We start from the raw sequence: 18032 nt of genomic DNA, 5'->3' as shown, positions 1-18032 counted from the left end.
ATTATGTAAATCCGACGCATGCCTGGAAAAAAAACGCCGTGCGGTCAGTCTCTTGACGAAACGATATGCCACAATCGGATTGAGAACAAGCAAAAAAGTTACTATATTTTTTTTGTTATTGATCAAAGATCGATATTATCGTTATAATTTAATTTATGGAGCCTGACGCTCTTCGGGAAAAACGAAACGCATGAAAAAAATAGGAAGATATATCGCCCGGGGGCAGTTGGGCCGCGGCGGCATGGGCCGGGTGTACAAGGTCGAGATGCCGGTTACGGGCAGGATTGTTGCACTGAAACTGCTCATGCCGAATCCGCTCCTCGTCGACATGATGGGCATGGAACGGATTCGGGAGATGTTTATCCGGGAAGCCGTCACCATGGCCAATCTGAGGCACCCCTGCCTTCCCGAGGTGTGGGATTTTGACGAGGCCGACGGCATGCCCTTCTACACCATGGATTACTATTGCAGCAACTTGGGCACCATGATCGGGGAGGGCTATGAAATGGAAAAGCCCTCACGCCGCATCCCGACGGAAAAGGCGGTGCATTATGCCCGCCAGATCCTGGAAGGCCTGGCATGCCTCCATTATGCCGGTGTCATTCACAGGGACATCAAGCCGTTCAATATCCTGATCACCGACCATGACACCGTCAAGATCTGCGATTTCGGGCTCTCCAGGCTGAAGGGAGACACCTTCAAGGGGCCTGAAAACCTCAAGGTGGGGACACCCTGGTATGCGCCGCCGGAACAGGAGAAGGACCCGGATGCCGTCGATTTCAGCGCAGACCTCTTTCCGGTGGGGGTGATGCTCTACCGGATGCTGACCGGAATGCTCCCCATGAGCGATCCCGAACCGCCGAGCCGGATCAACCCGGATCTGGATGAGTCCTGGGACCGGGTTATCCTGACCGCCATCGAATCTTCCCCCGAAAAGCGGTTCCGGCGGGCCGGGGAGATGCTGGCGGCATTGGCGGAGATCCATGCCGGGTGGGTCCTGAAGCAGGAGGGGATCTGCCGTTCTCCGGACCTGACGGGCGGGGGCGCGGAAAGCGGCGGCCCGACGACGGCGGGCGGCGCCGCGGCCCCTGTAAAGGATGCGCCGAGAATCTCTCCGCTCAAGGTTTCTCCCAAAAACGCACGGGCGGTTTTCGGGCTGGACGACCTCTGGCGGCCGGAGACATACGCAACCGGCGACTTTGCAGTCCGGGGGGAGGTCGTGGTCGACCTGGCCGCCGGGCTCCAGTGGGAGCGGTCCGGATCGGAATATCCCCTGACCCGGGACCGGGCGCTTGACTACGTCCGAAGCCTCAATGCACGCGCATTTGCGGGCCGGACGGACTGGCGGCTGCCCACGGTGGCCGAACTCATGACGCTCCTCGTGAAAACACCCCACGGGGCGGATCTCTGCATCCCCAGGGTATTTGATGGAACCCAGCGCCGGCTCTGGAGCTGCGATGCAAGTTCCCACATCGCGGCGTGGTATGTCAGCCTGGATCTCGGGTTTGTCGCCTGGCATGACCATACGGCCTATTTCCACGTCAGGGCCGTTTGCGGCCGTGCGCCGAGGGCGTCGGGCGAAGCCGGGCGCCCGTTGACGGTCTTCCACGGGCCTTCCATTCATTTTTGACGCATTTGCATCAGGCGGAGAACATTGCAGAAGAAACCATCATCCTCCAGCACGATCGATCTGGGCGCCCGCACCCTGGATCTGTCTCTGAACCGGCTCAAGACCGGCGTCGACAACATCCGGAATGATGTCTATTTCAGCGCCGAGTTCTGCAAGGCCGTCCGCAACTTCATTTTCCAGGTCATGGTGAAACAGACCCAAACGGAGGAAGCCCTGAACATTGAGAAGCAATCGAGCTTCTCCAGGGGTCGGGAGCAGTTCAGGCGGCAATATCGGGAAATATCTTTATATGCCATCAGCCGCGCAAAATCGGAGCGTGAAACCCAGATCGACAGCCTGCTGCAGATTTCGGTGATCAAGCTGCTTCTCGACAGCCTTTCGGCCCAGTTTGACAATTTTCTGGGGCGCCTCAAGGATATCATCCGGGGATACGAGCTCTCGAACAATCGGGATGAGGCGGTGGACCTCGAAAAGAAAATGTTCGCCCTGCAGGAAAACCGGGAAAAATCCATTCATATGACCGGCCGGGAGATCTTTCTGGTTTTGAAAGAAGTCAACCAGAGGGATTTGAACGAGATGCGCCGCATCAATTTCGGGGAGCGGACGGTGGTTCCCGACGCGGTCTTCGCCAATCCCATGCTCTTCGGGGAGGATCCTTTCGACGATTATTTCACCCTCAAGCATTACGAGATCATGTTCGGGCACCGGCCGGAGGACCCGGACCGCTACGAGGCACTGCTCTCCACCTTCGGGAAAATCCTGGTCGACATCCGCGAAAAACGGCATTCCGGTTCGCCTCATCCTGCGGATCCCGGGGAACCGCCCCCCGAGGACGGGTGGCTGAAAAAGGAGGAACAGATTGATCTCCTGTTCAACTGCTTCCAGACCGCCTACCGATGCCGGTCAGCCATGAAATCCGGCCATGGCGAGGATGCCCGCCCCCTGAAAAAGCTGGCCGCTGAACAGAAGGCCAGGCTCTCGGTGCTTTGCCGGGAACTCGGCAGAAAGGGCGTGACGGAAAAGATCCTTGCCGTCTATGAGATGCAGCCCGTCTATCTCGACTTCTGCCCGCCGCTGGTGCCCCAGTTGATCGCCCAGTTTCTCATCGACCGGAGGGTGAGAAAAAACGTCTCCATCCGGCTGCGGCAGTTGGGAAAGCTTTATGAAAAACCGTTTTCGATGAAAACGCTCCATCAGATCCGCTGGAGGATCTGGTGGATGCGCGTGAAGCGGGAATACGGGTACATTATCCGATTTCTCAAAAATTTTGTTCAATTCCACAGGGATTACCAGCATTACGCCGTTATCCGGAAGGCGATGGCGCAGATCAATCTCACGGCCGAGGCGAAGATCGTCAACCTCTCCCGGGTGAACAACACCCTCCACGAATTTCTGCTCCCCCATGAGCGGCGTTTCCAGGAGAAGCCCATCGCAAGCCATGTCATCCTCAAGGCGGATGTTCGCGGATCCACGACCATCACCCACCGGATGATGTCGCGCGACTTGAATCCGGCATCGTATTTCAGCCTCAACTTTTTCGACCCCATCACGGAGATCCTTCCGGATTATGGCGCGGAGAAGGTCTTTGTCGAAGGGGACGCCATCATCCTCTCGATTTTCGAGCGCGAGGATGATCCGGTCGGCCGATACAGCGTGGCCCGGGCGTGCGGCCTGGCCGCCAGCATCCTGTCCATCGTCAGGAACTGCAACCTGAGAAACGAAAAGTACCGGCTCCCGAATATCGAACTGGGCATCGGCATCACCTACGCCCCCGGCCGGCCCGCCTTTCTGTTCGACGGCGATCAGCGCATCATGATCTCCGCAGCCATCAACATCGCGGACCGTCTTTCGGGATGCTCCAAGCCCCTGAAACAGGCGCTCTTCCAAAAAAGCGTGCCGTTCAACCTGTACGTGTTCCAATCGGTTTCGGATGAAGCGGTCGTGCGGACGGAGGACGATATCTTTCTGCGGTTTAACGTCAACGGCATCGAGCTGAGCGAGGCCGGCTTCCAGAAATTGCAGGAGGAGATCCAACTGCGGCCGTTCACCGTAAACACAGCCACGGCCAGCGAGCGGTCCCGGATGAAATTCCATACGGCGAAATTTCCGCTGATCAACGGCGAATACCAGCGCCTGGTGATCCGCGAGGCCCCCATCGTCAAGATCGACGCGGAGCAGTTCAGCCCAAGGGGGGTTTCTCGGAGGAAGTACTACGAGATATGCACCAACCCCAAGCTGCGGGCCGTCGCGGAGAGCCTTCCGTCGGAAGCGTCCCTCTGACGGCCGTCCGGGTGGAAAAACCTTCCGTCCCCCGCCGCGGGGCCTTGCATCGATAGTTAACGGCATTAATTTTATGGACTATGCAAACAGAAGCCTTTCATCCGAAGGGCCGGGAGGGGAGACGGGGCCGTATCGTCATGATTGCGCTGAAAGAAAAAGACAGCTACCGGGTGGGTGTGTTATCGGATACCCATGGGATGCTTCGGGATTGTGTCTACCCGCCCTTTGAAACGGTGGATCTCATCATCCACGCCGGGGACGTGGGCCGGGAGGAGGTGCTCCGGGAGCTGAAAAAGATGGCGCCGGTCATCGCGGTGCGGGGGAACACGGACGGCCGATGGGCCGAGGATGTACTTCCGCTCCTCGAGATGGTTTCCGTCGGGGGAGTCATGCTGGCGGTGCTCCACGATCTCAACGATCTCGATATGGACCCCCGGGTCGCCGGCGTGGATGCCGTGATCAGCGGCCATACCCATCAACCGCTGATCGAAACCCGAAACGGCGTGCTGTACCTGAATCCGGGCAGCATCGGCCCGCGCCGCTTCGATTACCCCGTATCCGCGGCGCTTCTCGAAATCAACGGCGTGACCCTGGCGCCCCGGATCCTCACCTTCACCCCGTGACGGCACCTATGAAACTGACCATCAACGACGTCGCCAGAAGCCTGGATCTTCCCCTGTCCACGGTGGAGCGGTGGATCCGCCAGGGGCGGATCCCCATGGTGCGGAGCGGCCACACCTGCAGTTTCGACCGTTCGGCCCTTGAAAAATGGGCAAAAGCGCATAACCTCGTTTTTTCAGACCAGGATGTCTTTTCGGAACGCGATTCCGGTTCGTCCGAGTCCCCCGAAAACGAAACGCTTCTCTCGGCGATGAAGGCGGGCGGCGTCCTTTACGGCGTCCGCGGCGGCACGGCGGAGGATGTGCTGACGTCGGCGGTGGACGCCATGGCGGGGTTTTCGCCGGAGGAGAGAGCAAAGATCCTGGAGAGGCTCCTGGATCGGGAGCGTCTGACATCCACGGGGATCGGGAAAGGCATCGCCATCCCCCATCCCCGTACGCCTTTTTGCCGGGAAGGCAGCCGGTCCGTGGTCGTCACCTGCTTCCTCGATGCGCCGATCCCTTACCGGGCCGTGGACAACCGGCCGGTTTTCGTGTTGTTCGTCCTGTTGAGCCCCACCTCCCGGCAGCATCTTCAGATTCTGTCCCGATTGTCGTTCTGTGTGCGGGACGACGCCTTTGTCGCCTTTCTCAAGGGCGCCCCTGAAACCTATGCCCTCCTGGCACGGATCGACGCCTTCGAGCGGACGCTGGACCAGAAGGGGCTGGTGTAGGGCGCTCCATGCGGCTGGTCCCTTTTCGCCGTCCGGGGAAATGGCGCATCTTTCGGTTGGACGACCGGATGCTGCTCATTCTCATGGGCATCGTCGTCGGCACGTGCAGCGGTCTGGCCGCCATGGCCCTGAGCCGCGCACTCACCGCCCTCCTCGACCATACCGCGCCTTTCCGCCATCTCTGGTGGGGGGTCGCCCTGCCGGCCGGCGGGGCGATGCTCTCCTCCCTCTTCATGAACAAGATCGTCAAGGAAGGCGCGGGACACGGCGTCCCCGAGGTCATCTACAGCGTCTCCCGGTACGGCGGCCTGCTCCGCTTCCGATCGAGCTTTTCCCGCCTGATCTCAAGCTGCCTCACCATCGGCAGCGGCGGTTCGGCCGGTCCCGAGGCCCCGGTCGTCATGAGCGGCGCCGCCATCGGCTCCAGGATCGCCGGTCTTCTCTCCTTCAATGAGCGCCAGCGGATCACCCTGGTGGGCTGCGGCGCCGCGGGCGCGATCGCATCGATCTTCAACGCCCCCATCACCGGCATGGTATTTACCGTGGAGGTGATCCTGGGGGAATGGACCGCGCGCAACATCATCCCCATCGCCATCGCGTCGGTGGCCGGCGCCGAGATCTCCCGGGTTCTCCAGGGCAACCGGAGCCTTTTTGAGCACCTCCGGTTCGAGGTCGGGTTTCCCGACACCCTGGCCAGCTTCGGCTTGGCGCTGCTCTGCGCCCTGGCCGCCATCCTCCTGACCCATGGCCTCCGGAGCATGCACCGCCGGTCGGCGCGGGTGCCCCTGCCGGTATGGGTCCGGGCCGCCATCGGCGGCGGGGTGGTCGGCGTCATCGGCATCTTTTTCCCGGTGGCCCTGGGGGAGGGATACCATGCCATCCAGGAGATGATCGACGGGGTCTACACGCCGGGGCTGCTGTTGGCGGCGGCGGGGATGCTGGCGAAGATCGCCGCCACCGCTTTCACCCTGGGGTGGGGGGGCTCCGGCGGCATTTTCGCGCCGGCCCTGGTGATCGGAAGCCTGGCGGGGCTGACCTTTCACCGGGCGCTCACCGCCGTCTGGCCGTCCGTTCCGTGGGTCAACGAGGGGTGCTTCGCGCTCCTGGGGATGGCGGGCCTCATCAGCGGCATGCTCCAGGCCCCCCTGACCGCCATCTTCCTCATCATCGAAATCACCGGCGGTTACGGGGTGATCCTGCCCCTCATCATCGTGTCCACCATCGCCTCATCGGCCTGCCAGGTGATCGAACCGGCCTCCTTTTACCTCAAGGAGCTGGTGGACAAGGGGCAGCTTCTCCGGCCCGGGACCGACGGGCGGGTGCTCTCGGACCTGAGCATCCTTGAACTTCTGGAGAAGGACTGCATCCCCGTCGCGCCGGACATGCTGCTTCGGGACTTCATCGAGATCGTCAAGCGCTCCCGGCGGAATTATTTCCCGGTGGAGGATGCCGAAACCGGCCGCTTCGTAGGGATGATCCACCTGGACGATATCCGCCCCTACCTGTTCAACCCGGGCATGTACGACGCCGTGGTTCTGGAGCAGATCCTCAATACGGAGACCGAGGTGGTTCACCTGGACGAGGACCTGACCGACGTGCTCCAGCGCATGGACGAAAAGCATCTCTTCAGCCTGCCGGTTATTTCCAACCGGCGGTTTGTCGGCATGATCTCCAAGGCGACGCTTTTGGACCGGTACCGCCAGGAGCTGCGGGTACAGACCTGCCGGTAGCCCCGGCTGTTGGAAAAACTTCAAATCAAACGGGTGACAAACGCTTGGGTATGGAGGGGAAAAGCGATGCCGACGGATTACCGGGACGCCGCAGATCGTCATTTCGACGATGCAAACCATCTCTTGACGGTAAAGCGCCCGGCCAATGCGGATCATATTTTCGGTTTGGCCGCCGAATGCGCGCTCAAGGCGGTCATGTTGGGGTTGGGGATGCAAATGCATACCAAGAAACGGGATAAGCCGGAAGATCCTTATGCCGTGCACATCAACCAGTTGTGGGGCCAGTTTCACACATTTGCCCAAGGCCGAAACGGCGCCAAATATGCGGCGGTCATAGATCCGATCTCGAATCCCTTTCACGACTGGGACGTAAACCGACGCTATTGTCATCGGTCAGATATTACGAATATTATGCTTCAAAATCACAAGAACGGGGCCGAGAAGACCAAACTTGTTCTAAGTCAGGCCATACTCGATGGAGTGGTGTCATGAATACGAAAACCATGCTTTTTGCACAGGCGCTGACAGCGGCGATAGAAAAGGTGAAACAAGCCGGCAACATCAGCAAGGAGATCACCCTGGTGCGTGATCTTCGGGGTCGAATCCGCGTATTGCTGCCTATAGGCGAAGATGATTATAAGGATAAAAAAGATGCAATCGTGGCCCTTGGTGCCGACTTGAGCATGATTCTCGGTAATTACGGTTTCCCACCGGAAACGATGGTGTTGTACAGCAAAAATCTTGCTGTTGCTGATTCTGAACTCAATGATCGTGTTGTTCTTTATCAGGGGAAAGGCATGACGATTCATCTGCTCGATCGGCAGATTATTGGACAGGACTGGCTCAAAGACTCCTACAATCGCACAACATCTAACCCCCGGGCTGCGTTTTTCGGTATCAAAGGCGGTGTAGGCCGATCAACCGCTCTTGTCATTTGGGCATGGAGACTTGCCAAGCAGGGAAAGAAGGTCTTGATCTTCGACCTGGATCTGGAGAGCCCGGGAGTGAGCAGCACGATCTTGCCGAAGGAGTTATTGTCGGATTTCGGCATCGTGGACTGGTTCGTCGAAGACGGAGTCGGCCAAGCCGCGTTTATCGAACGCGAGATGATTGCGATCAGTCCCGTCGCCCGCGAACTGTCGGGTGAAATTCGAATTGTTCCCGCTTTCGGCCGTAAAACGGATGAATATCTGCCAAAGCTGGCTCGATGCTATGCGGATACAGCCAGCGCGAATAATGCGTCCTGGGGCAATCGCCTGGAACGTATGGTGACGTTATTCGAGGAATCAGAAAGGCCTGATATTGTTATCCTGGACAGCCGAGCCGGTATCCACGACATTGCCGCCACAGTGATCACCCGCATGGACGCTCAATCCTTTCTTTTTGCCGTGGACAGTTCCCAGACATGGAAAGCCTATTCTTTTTTATTTAGCCACTGGAAGCGGCATCCCGGGTTGGCTTCCATACGTGAAAAGCTTCAGATCGTCGCCTCCATGGTTCCGGAAACAGACCGGGACGAATATTTAAAGCGATTCCGAGAACATTCCTGGGATCTTTTCCGCGATTATCTCTACGATGAAGCGGCTGCAACTGCTGAAGACGCCTTCAATTTCGATCTCAACAATGAGGAAGCACCCCATTATCCCCTGCCTGTATTTTGGCATCGGGCATTGCAGGAGTTTAATCCCGCGGCATCATCGACTGGTATAGGGGAGAAAACCGCCGTTGAAGCGCTGGGAATATTCATGGATGCGGCGGACCGGTTGGTGATGCCGACTGACGAGGAGAGTGGCTTATGACGAGTGACTACAAGTTTCCTCATCAGCTAAGAGAGGTTATCGTCAACGCGCTCCCGGAAGATACCTCCCGTCACGGTAATGAACCCGAACTGCGTTTTACCTACCTTCCTGCAACCCATGCCAAGGCGCTGCGGCCGGAAAGTATGCTCGTGGTCGGGATTCGAGGTTCCGGCAAAAGCTTCTGGTGGTCTGCGCTTCAGAAACCTGAACACCGTGAAACCGTCGGCAAAGACATCGGATTGAACCGGAATACAAAAGTTTCCACTGGGTTTGGAGAGAGACCACAACCGGACGATTATCCCGGAAAAGACACGCTTACCCGTTTGCTGGTGGAATTCGAAGCACGCTCCATATGGCGGACAGTAGTTTTAAAACAGATCGGTGGTGGACGTCTTCCGGAGGAGTTCAACTCACTGAACAGATGGAAAGACCGGATCGGTTGGCTGAAAGAGAATCCGGAACCGGTGGAACAGTTTTTCTACCAAGTTGATAACGAATTGGAATCACGACAAACCTATCATCTGGTTCTCTTCGATGCCCTCGACCGCACCGCAGACGACTGGAAGACGATGAATCAACTGATCCGCGGGCTTCTGCAGACTGTGCTGGATTTTCGTTCATCCCACCGAATCCGGCTGAAAATGTTTGTACGGCCGGATCAGATTGAAGACCCGGAAGTCGCGGCATTTCCGGATTCCTCAAAAATGCTGTCGCAGAAAACGGAACTCTATTGGCCCAGGATCGAACTGTATGGTCTTTTATGGCAGCATCTGGCCAATGAGGCAACGCTTGGTATTTTTCGAGAGGGATGTGAGAAATTGACCTCCGTGAAATGGCGCAATACTGAAGGGGTCTGGGTGGTTCCGGAGAAATTGCGTACGGATGAAAGTATGCAGCGAAGGGTGTTTCATGCCATGACCGGCCCCTGGATGGGGCGGGACCGAAGGCGTGGATTCCCGTACACATGGCTCCCGAACCATCTCGGTGACACCAGAAATCAAGTCAGTCCGCGAAGCTTTCTTGCGGCTCTTCGTCACGCCGCCTCTGAGAAGGAAAGATCAGAGCAGCCATTCGCGCTTCACTATGAAAACATCAAGCGAGGTGTGCAGGAGGCATCGAAAATTCGTGTCAGGGAGATGCAGGAAGACTACCCGTGGGTTCAGACGCTCTTTGAGCCCTTGTCTGGAATCTCGGTCCCTTGCCATGCCGACGAAATCAAGCGGATTTGGAAAGAACACAATGTATTGAATGGCCTCGAACATAGTATTGCAGCGGCTGCCGTTCGTCTGCCTCCGGAACATATCCATGTCGGATCCGAGGGGGTTTTAGCGGATTTGGCAAGCCTTGGCTTGATCGAGCGGCTCTCCGCCGATCGGATCAATATTCCCGATGTTTACCGGGTCGGCTATGGCATCGGCCGCCGCGGCGGTGTGAAACCGGCGGCGCGATAAGCATGGAGAGCTCGATGAATACGACCAAAGTCCTATATGAAAATCTCTAAAATAAAGATAGAAGTCTATCAGTACTCGCAGCATGAAGGGAACCGTTGAGGGACGCATGGCGAACCCATAAGAAAGGTGAAACGTATGAAAAAGAATAATTTCGTGGACGTCACCGAGCAGAAGCGGCTGAATGAGGCCCGGGAAGCGGGAATCCCTTGGAAAAAATGGGGGCCCTACCTGAGCGAGCGCCAGTGGGGAACGGTGCGCGAGGACTACAGCGAGGACGGAAACGCCTGGGATTATTTCACCCATGACCAGTCGCGCTCGCGGGCCTACCGGTGGGGTGAGGACGGACTGGGGGGCATCTGCGACGACCGGCAGCGGCTGTGCTTTGCCCTCGCGCTCTGGAACGAGCGCGATCCCATCCTGAAGGAGCGCCTGTTCGGGCTCACCAACAGCGAGGCGAACCACGGCGAGGACGTGAAGGAGTATTACTTCTACCTCGACAGTACGCCCACCCACTCGTACATGAAGTACCTCTACAAGTATCCCCAGGGGGAGTATCCCTACCGCGATTTGATCGAGAGGAACCGCGAGCGGTCGCGGGAAGAGTTCGAGTATGAGCTGCTCGATACCGGGATCTTCGACGACGACCGGTATTTCGATGTTTTCGTCGAGTATGCGAAGGAGGGCCCGGAAGAGATCCTGGTGCGCATCACCGTGTACAACCGCGGGCCGGAAGCGGCGCGGCTGCGGGTCTTGCCGACGCTCTGGTTCCGGAACACCTGGTCGTGGGGGGAGGACGATAAAAAGCCGTCCCTGCGCCAGGCGGCGCCGGGCGTTATCCAGACGTCACACCCGGAGCTGGGCGAGTATTGGCTCTACTGCGACGGCGCCCCGGAGCTGGTCTTCACCGAGAACGAGAGCAATGCCCAGCGTCTGTGGAATCAGCCCAGCGCTTCTTCCTATGTCAAGGATGCTTTCCACACGTACATCATCGAGGGACGGGGCGAAGCGGTGAATCCCGCCAGGGCTGGGACCAAGGCCGCGGCCCACTATGCCCTCGACGTGCCCGGCGGCGGCAGCAAGACGGTCTGCCTGCGGCTCGCGGCCGCTTCCTCGGACGATGCCTTCAAGGGCTTCGACGGGGTCTTCAAGAGTCGGGTCGCGGACGCGGACGAATTCTACCAGAGGATCACGCCGCAATCGCTCTCCGAAGACGAGCGCCGGGTGCACCGCCAGGCACTGGCGGGCATGCTCTGGAGCAAGCAGTTCTATTACTTCGACCTGGAGCAGTGGCTGATCGAGCACAAGAGCCATCCGCTGCTCGACGCTGCCCCGCACAGCATGCGGAACATGGAATGGTTCCACATGCTGAACGCCGACATCATCTCCATGCCCGACAAGTGGGAGTATCCGTGGTATGCGGCCTGGGACCTGGCCTTCCACACGACCGCCCTGGCCCTGGTGGATTTTGACTTTGCCAAGGAGCAGCTTCTGCTGATGCTGCGCAATCTCTATTTCCACCCCAACGGCCAGATTCCGGCCTACGAATGGAACTTCAGCGACGTGAATCCCCCGGTGCACGCCTGGGCCACGCTCTACCTGTTCAAAATGGAGCAGTCGCTGGGCCGGGCGGACCTGCGGTTCCTGGAGCGGTCCTTTCAGGGGTTGATGCAGAACTTCAACTGGTGGGTGAACCGGAAGGACCCCGCCGGGCGAAACGTCTTCGCCGGCGGTTTTCTGGGGCTGGATAACATCGGCGTCTTCGACCGCAGCGCGCAGCTTCCGACGGGCGGGTCGCTGGAGCAGGCGGACGGCACCGCCTGGATGGCGTTCTACTGCCAGTGCATGCTCGAGATCGCCCTGATCCTGACCGAACACGACCCGATCTACGAGGAGTTTGCCTTCAAGTTCATCCAGCATTTCATGTGGATTTCCTACGCCATGGATCGCATCGGCGTCCATCACGACGAGATGTGGGATGAAGAGGACGGCTTTTTCTACGATCTGCTGCGCCTGCCGGACGGCCAGGCCATGCGGTTGAAGGTACGGTCGCTGGTGGGGCTGCTGCCGCTCTGCGCATCCACCGTGTTCGAGGGAGATTACCTGACGCGCTATCCGAAACTGGCGGAGATGATCGCCCTGTTCCGCAAACGGCATCCCGAGCTGGTATCCCAGGTGGCTCCGACCGACGAGGGGTTCATCGGCTACAAGGACCGGCGACTGCTGTCGATCCTCAACAAAAAGAAGCTCACTCGGGTGCTCGGGTACATGCTCGACGAGAATGAGTTTCTGGGGCCCCACGGGATCCGTTCCCTCTCGCGGGTTCACCTGGAGCATCCCTTCATTTTTTGGGTGGGTCATCAGGAGTATAAGGTGCAGTACCTGCCGGGTGAATCCAACACGGGGATGTTCGGCGGGAACTCCAACTGGCGGGGTCCGGTCTGGATGCCGGTCAATGCGCTGATCATCCGGGCGCTGTTGAACCTGTACCTGTTTTACGGCGACGAATTCAAGGTCGAGTGTCCGACCGGGTCCGGCCGGCACATGACGCTCTTCGAGGTGGCGCAGGAGCTCTCCCGCCGGCTGGCGGGCACGTTTCTGCGCGATGCCCAGGGGCGGCGGCCGGTTTATGGGGGGACGGCCAAGTTCCAGGACGACCCGCACTGGCGTGACCTGATCCTGTTTTATGAGTATTTCCAAGGGGACAACGGGGCGGGGCTCGGGGCCAGCCACCAGACGGGGTGGACCGGCCTGGTCGCCCTCCTCCTGGACGTGTTCGGGCGGATCGATCCCAAAACCGCCCTGGAGACCGAGCGAGGGAAAGCGATCACCCGGATCTTCCGGGAGCAGGTGGGCGGTGAACAGACCGGTGCAAAATAAGGAGGAACCATGGCCGATATTCGTTACCCTTCGCTTTACCAGATCAACACCCGTGTCCGGCTGACGGAACTGTCCCGGAAGCTGGGACGGGCTGCGACGCTGGATGACGTCCCCGACGCCGAATGCGATCGCCTGGCGGAACTGGGCTTTGACTGGATCTGGCTGCTGAGCGTCTGGCAGACCGGCCCTTCGGCACAGGCGATCTCGCGAGCGAATCCCGAATGGTGTCGTGAGTTCGCCGAAACCCTGCCGGATCTCAAGGACGAAGACATCGCCGGCTCCGGTTTCGCCATCCAAGGCTACACCCTTCATCGCGATCTGGGCGGGGCCGAGGCCCTTTCAGGGTTGCGGCAGCGGCTGGAAAAACGCGGACTGAAGCTGATGCTCGACTTTGTCCCGAACCACATGGCCCCGGATCACCCGTGGATCGACGAGCACCCGAATTACTTTGTCCATGGCAGCGAGGCGGATTTGGCAGGCTCCCCGCAGAATTACTGCCGCGTGCAGACGAAAAATGGGCCCTTGGTGCTGGCCTTCGGCCGGGACCCGTACTTTGACGGCTGGCCCGACACCTTGCAGCTCAACTACGGCAACCCGGAATTGCAGCAGGCGATGATCGGCGAGCTGGAGAGGATCGCCGGGCAATGCGACGGCGTGCGCTGCGATATGGCCATGCTGGTCCTGCCGGAGGTATTTGAACGGACATGGGGCGTCCGGACGCAGCCCTTCTGGCCCGCGGCAACACAGCGGGTGCGCGGGCGGTTTCCGGAATTCCGCTTCATGGCCGAGGTCTACTGGGATCTGGAATGGACGCTCCAGCAGCAGGGATTTGATTACACCTACGACAAACGGTTGTACGACCGCCTCCGCCACGGTCATGCCGGGCCGGTGCGCGACCATCTTCGCGCCGACCCGGATTTCCAGGACAAATCGGTCCGCTTCCTGGAAAACCACGACGAACCCCGGGCGGCCGCGACCTTCGCGCCGGAGGTGCATGAGGCCGCGGCCGTCGTCACCTGCTTCACCCCCGGCATGCGATTCTTCCACCAGGGGCAATTCGAGGGGCGGAGGAAACGCATCTCCCCCCATTTGGCCAGAGGGCCGGAGGAGCCGGTCGACCCGCGGCTGGAAGCCTTCTACGACCGGCTGCTGGCCGAGCTGCGTCAGCCGGTCGTGCGCGAAGGCCGGTGGCAATTGCTCGACTGCCGCCCCGCCTGGGACGGCAACTGGACCTCGGACGGCTTCATCGCCTTTTCCTGGACCGGGGAGGGCGGCGGAAAGCGCCTGGTTGCGGTCAACTACTCGGAGCACCAGAGCCAGTGCTACGTCGCCCTCCCCTGGACCGATCTCAAGGAGCAGACCTGGCGTTTGAGGGATCAGATGGGAGAGAGTGTCTACGAGCGGGATGGGGGCGATCTCGCCTCCCGGGGGCTCTACCTGGACATGCCGGCCTGGGCCTGCCATGTGTTCCGGTTGGAGGCACTCTCCCCGGCTGCGTCGGACCCGGAGGAGCGATAGCCGGCCGGCAGGGCTTTCGGGATGCCTTGATCTGAGATCAGTCTTGTGGAATCTTCTCGAGGCTCCTCGCCATCATCCCGAGGGCCGGCAGCAGGTTGGCCTGGGTCCACAGCAGGGGGGCGGCTTCGCTGGACTGAACTTCGGGCTTTCCGGACTCGACGATTTCAACATGATAGAGTTCCGGGCATTTGAACGGGCCGATGCGGATCTGGTCCGGACCGAACCCGCACCGGGCATTCTCTCCGGTGATCTGCCCCAGGGAGCGGTTCATGTGGAAGGTTTGCCGGTCGAGGTCTTCGATCCTTCGATACCGCTGGTATCTCCTGCCGTAAATGGCGGAAACGATGGGATCGAAGATGCACCACTGGGCCTCGGTGCCGGGGATGAAGCAGCGGTCCCGCGGGGCCGTATCGCCGCTGACCTCGCCGGTGCGATCCCAGGCCTTGACGTTTTTCCAGTAGTCCGCGCTCCAGAAGGAGTCTCCCGGATAGCGCTTGATGCCGAAGTCTCCCTGCAAGTGAGTGGTGATGTCTGCCAGGATCCGTTCGGCCGCGGCGCCCTCCGCCACTTCGAGAGGATGGATGAGAAAGAGGAGTGCTGCGTCGTATTCCCGCTTCTTGCGGGGATCCGGCTGAACGCATTCCAACGGCAGGATGGCCTCCAGATGGGTTTTCCCTGCGGCAAGCAGGGCGTCAACCCATCCGACAGGCAGCATGGATCGCAGGGCCGCCGGGGGCGCGGGGCCGGTGAGAAGTTTTTTCAACTCCCGCAGCCCGGCCACCACCGTGCCGATGCTGGAGGCCGAAATCCTGCGGACCTCTTCCCAGTGCCCGCTGTCTTCATCTTCCCAGTACCGAATGGCGGCAAAATACTGTGGAAATCGCGCGATCACTTCAGCCTCCCGGTCTCCGACCGGGACGTGGCCGCCTTGGGCGAGCCTGGAATACAGCCACAGGAAATAGCCCAGGGCGTCGTTCTGGGCATGGGGCCACGTCTCTTCGAGGTCGCACTCTGCTGCGCCGTCAAACCGGATGTGGGGGCGGTTCATCACGTCGGCCGCGGAAGCCGGGTCGGCAATAACGGCGTCAAACCGCGCCATCTGGCGCTCGAAATGCGCCACCAGGGCCCGGGCCGTGCGGGCCGCTGCCTGAAGGCAGCCGGTCTGCCATAGGGCATGGGCAACGTGGACGTTATCCCGAACCCAGACATTGGCATACCCGGTATGGCGGGTTTCGGGGGTGGTCAAGGCGGCGGGGAAGAGCCCGCCGGGGAGGGCCGGGAAGTGGAATACACGGTGCTGATCCAGCAGGTTGCGGATCCGGTCGATGTCCGCCGGTGTGTACCTTGCTTTAATCAGATCCCGGATTTGTTCGTTATGGATGATCATCGCGCACGCCGCTCCGAATCAGGGCAGGGCAACGCGGTTGACCGGCCTTGATATTGATTTGGTTTTCGATGCATGGGAGGGATAGCCGTGAGGCGGCTTCCCATCCCGATCGGTGAGGGTTTTTCAGTCCTTCATCCGTTTTTTAGCCGATTTGATGAAACGTCCGAAGGCTTTCTCCTTTTTTCGCTTTTCCAGGTAGGACATCCCGTAGAATTCCGACTCCTTCTTAAGCTTGATATAGCTGGAATAACGATCCCCGGACAATTCACCATTCTCGATCGCGGCCCGCACGGCACAACCGGGCTCATGTTCATGGGTGCAATTCGCATAGCGGCAGTTTGCGGAAAGTGCTACAAATGCTTCAAAACCCATTTCGACCCCATCGCCCGCGCCAACAATGCCCAACTCCCGCATCCCCGGTGTGTCAATCAGCATCGCGCCCCCGCTGAGAACAATGAGCTGCCGACGGGAGGTCGTATGGGTGCCCTCTCCCGTAAGGCTGACCGCTTTTGTGGCAAAGGTTTCCCGGCCGATAAGGCGGTTGAGGATCGTCGTCTTCCCGACACCTGATGAGCCCAGCAGACAGTAAGTCTTTCCCGGAGACAGCGTATGTTGAAACGCATCAAACCCGATCCCGGTGATGTTGCTCAGGGCGATCACTTTTGCTTTGATGACAGCGCTGATGATCGCAATCTTCTGATCCAATTCATCACGGGAGATCAAATCCGTTTTTGTGAGTATGGCAATCGGTTCAACATGTCCGTCGGCGGCCATGACGAGGTACCGATCCAGCCGGCGCGGATTGAAGTCGACATGGCAGGATTGAACGATATAAGCGGTATCTATGTTGGCTGCGATCATCTGGTAGTCGACATTTTCACCCGCGGTCTTGCGTCGCAGGAACGTCTTTCGCGGAAACACACGGTGGATGATGGCTGCCGTGCCATTGTTGTAATAGTTTGCCGTCACCCAATCTCCGACACATGGCAGATCGACGGTGCTTCCAATTTGATAAGCAAGCTTGCCTGTCAGCTCAGCCGGGACTTCTCTCGACTCATTTTTTATAAGGTACGAGCCGCGATCCACTGCGGAAATACGGGCAAAGCCGCATCCCTCCTGGCGGAACTCCGCGGAATGAGCTTCAAACCATTCGTCAAATCCCAGATCTCTTAGATTCATCTCGTCGTAATCACCTGAAATTTCGCGTGGTATCTATCATTTTCCCCCCGCCTGACGGGATGTTCCCGGAAAGCGGGCCTGGCGGATGAGTAAGGTCAAGTGGGCCGGGATCACGATGCCGAACGCCTGTTTTGATCAGCTCGGCTTGTTTCAAAAGGGGCCTCGTTCTGCCTGATCAGCCGAGCCGCGCGGCAGGTTACCAGTCCGTCCGGTGGCGTGGGAGGGGGTAGCCGTGAGGCTATTCCCTGTCCCGATGGGCTTTATTTTTTTCCCCGCTTTATTTGAGAGATGGCATCGTCCAAGGTTATGTCACCCAGCCAATTCTCACGCTCTTTTGTATAATCACCTCGGCCAAGCGAAAACTGATTCAAAAACCGAATTGTATCAACTACACCCATCTCTTTGAATAGACCCTATAGTTGCATAAATTTGAGAGGAAGAAAGGAAAAAGAAGCTTGCGGAGGCCCGAGAATAGTGGGTATAACTTGTTTACGACGACAACTTAAAACCAAATTCAGGAGGCCACCGCAAGTGAAATCCAGCAAATCACAAATTCATGCAAAGTTCCACAAAATTCCGATGATCCGGTTCGAGGATCAACAACTCACTTCCTTGTGATTGCTGGCCTTCAACGTGAAGGTTTTTCACGTCTGACCTTCGATTTCGATGGCTCTGTCCTGTCCACCAAGGGCCACGCAGAAGGCACGGCCGTCGGATTCAACAAAGCAAAAAAGGGCGCCCGAAGTTATTACCCTTTGTTCTGCACAGTGGCGCAGACCGGCCAATTTTTCGATGTGTACCATCGGCCGGGGAACGTCCATGACTCCAATGGGGCGCCCGAATTCATG

At 59.0% G+C, this 18032-nt stretch carries 12 protein-coding genes and 1 pseudogene; 11 read left to right on the top strand and 2 right to left on the bottom strand.

Translation table 11 applies throughout. From position 1 onward, the window contains the following. Nucleotides 1–190: 190 nt before the first annotated feature. The 10 genes from ACEW8N_RS12140 (at nt 191) to ACEW8N_RS12095 (ending at nt 14618) form a co-directional block, all read left to right on the top strand. Entirely contained in the window at nt 191–1630 is a 1440-nt protein-coding gene (locus tag ACEW8N_RS12140) for a serine/threonine protein kinase (protein WP_373500091.1), read from the top strand. 24 nt (nt 1631–1654) lie between these two features. Further along, nucleotides 1655–3910, top strand: a complete 2256-nt coding sequence (locus ACEW8N_RS12135) for a hypothetical protein (protein WP_373500090.1) — start codon at nt 1655–1657, stop codon at nt 3908–3910. 137 nt (nt 3911–4047) lie between these two features. After that, nucleotides 4048–4533, top strand: a complete 486-nt coding sequence (locus ACEW8N_RS12130) for a metallophosphoesterase family protein (RefSeq protein WP_373500089.1) — start codon at nt 4048–4050, stop codon at nt 4531–4533. A gap of 8 nt (nt 4534–4541) precedes the next feature. After that, on the top strand, nt 4542–5243 hold the full coding sequence (locus tag ACEW8N_RS12125; RefSeq protein ID WP_373500088.1) for a PTS sugar transporter subunit IIA: 702 nt from the start codon (nt 4542–4544) through the stop codon (nt 5241–5243). A 68-nt stretch (nt 5244–5311) separates the two neighbouring features. Beyond that, nucleotides 5312–6973, top strand: a complete 1662-nt coding sequence (locus ACEW8N_RS12120; RefSeq protein ID WP_373500087.1) for a chloride channel protein — start codon at nt 5312–5314, stop codon at nt 6971–6973. 66 nt (nt 6974–7039) lie between these two features. After that, nucleotides 7040–7465: a hypothetical protein gene (locus tag ACEW8N_RS12115; protein ID WP_373500086.1), complete on the top strand. Its 426-nt coding sequence runs from the start codon at nt 7040–7042 to the stop codon at nt 7463–7465. Then, nucleotides 7462–8772 (top strand): KGGVGR-motif variant AAA ATPase, encoded by a 1311-nt coding sequence (locus tag ACEW8N_RS12110; RefSeq protein ID WP_373500085.1) that lies wholly within the window; start codon nt 7462–7464, stop codon nt 8770–8772. The genes ACEW8N_RS12115 and ACEW8N_RS12110 overlap by 4 nt, the downstream gene beginning before the upstream one ends. Then, complete coding sequence (locus tag ACEW8N_RS12105) at nt 8769–10223, top strand: hypothetical protein (protein WP_373500084.1); 1455 nt, start codon at nt 8769–8771, stop codon at nt 10221–10223. Before ACEW8N_RS12110 ends, ACEW8N_RS12105 begins: the two co-directional genes overlap by 4 nt. 135 nt (nt 10224–10358) lie before the next feature. Beyond that, a complete protein-coding gene (locus ACEW8N_RS12100; protein ID WP_373500083.1) occupies nt 10359–13100 on the top strand; it encodes a hypothetical protein in 2742 nt (913 codons plus the stop codon). A gap of 9 nt (nt 13101–13109) precedes the next feature. After that, nucleotides 13110–14618 (top strand): alpha-amylase family glycosyl hydrolase, encoded by a 1509-nt coding sequence (locus tag ACEW8N_RS12095; RefSeq protein ID WP_373500082.1) that lies wholly within the window; start codon nt 13110–13112, stop codon nt 14616–14618. A 37-nt stretch (nt 14619–14655) separates the two neighbouring features. Here the strand turns inward: ACEW8N_RS12095 and ACEW8N_RS12090 are convergent, their stop codons facing one another. Next, nucleotides 14656–16005, bottom strand: a complete 1350-nt coding sequence (locus ACEW8N_RS12090; protein ID WP_373500081.1) for a glycoside hydrolase family 15 protein — start codon at nt 16003–16005, stop codon at nt 14656–14658. Nucleotides 16006–16128: 123 nt separating this feature from the next. Then, a complete protein-coding gene (gene rsgA / locus ACEW8N_RS12085; RefSeq protein ID WP_373500080.1) occupies nt 16129–17184 on the bottom strand; it encodes a ribosome small subunit-dependent GTPase A in 1056 nt (351 codons plus the stop codon). Nucleotides 17185–17819: 635 nt separating this feature from the next. On the opposite strand from rsgA, the pseudogene ACEW8N_RS12080 reads away from it, so the two are divergent. Further along, nucleotides 17820–18032: pseudogene (locus ACEW8N_RS12080) on the top strand (IS1380 family transposase); the annotation flags it as partial.

It is taken from the genome of Desulfococcus sp. (genome assembly GCF_041737845.1).
In the GTDB taxonomy this organism is placed as follows: domain Bacteria; phylum Desulfobacterota; class Desulfobacteria; order Desulfobacterales; family Desulfococcaceae; genus Desulfococcus.
Note: the sequence above shows the minus strand (reverse complement) of the source record. Positions and strands in the feature narration are given on the sequence as shown.

Excerpts from the sequence above, each read along its gene's own strand:
- ACEW8N_RS12140 (WP_373500091.1), top strand. The coding sequence starts at position 191 with ATGAAAAAAATAGGAAGATATATCGCCCGGGGGCAGTTGGGCCGCGGC.
- ACEW8N_RS12130 (WP_373500089.1), top strand. The coding sequence starts at position 4,048 with ATGATTGCGCTGAAAGAAAAAGACAGCTACCGGGTGGGTGTGTTATCG.
- ACEW8N_RS12125 (WP_373500088.1), top strand. The coding sequence starts at position 4,542 with ATGAAACTGACCATCAACGACGTCGCCAGAAGCCTGGATCTTCCCCTG.
- ACEW8N_RS12120 (WP_373500087.1), top strand. The coding sequence starts at position 5,312 with ATGCTGCTCATTCTCATGGGCATCGTCGTCGGCACGTGCAGCGGTCTG.
- ACEW8N_RS12115 (WP_373500086.1), top strand. The coding sequence starts at position 7,040 with ATGCCGACGGATTACCGGGACGCCGCAGATCGTCATTTCGACGATGCA.
- ACEW8N_RS12110 (WP_373500085.1), top strand. The coding sequence starts at position 7,462 with ATGAATACGAAAACCATGCTTTTTGCACAGGCGCTGACAGCGGCGATA.
- ACEW8N_RS12105 (WP_373500084.1), top strand. The coding sequence starts at position 8,769 with ATGACGAGTGACTACAAGTTTCCTCATCAGCTAAGAGAGGTTATCGTC.
- ACEW8N_RS12100 (WP_373500083.1), top strand. The coding sequence starts at position 10,359 with ATGAAAAAGAATAATTTCGTGGACGTCACCGAGCAGAAGCGGCTGAAT.
- ACEW8N_RS12095 (WP_373500082.1), top strand. The coding sequence starts at position 13,110 with ATGGCCGATATTCGTTACCCTTCGCTTTACCAGATCAACACCCGTGTC.
- ACEW8N_RS12090 (WP_373500081.1), bottom strand. The coding sequence starts at position 16,005 with ATGATCATCCATAACGAACAAATCCGGGATCTGATTAAAGCAAGGTAC.
- rsgA (WP_373500080.1), bottom strand. The coding sequence starts at position 17,184 with ATGAATCTAAGAGATCTGGGATTTGACGAATGGTTTGAAGCTCATTCC.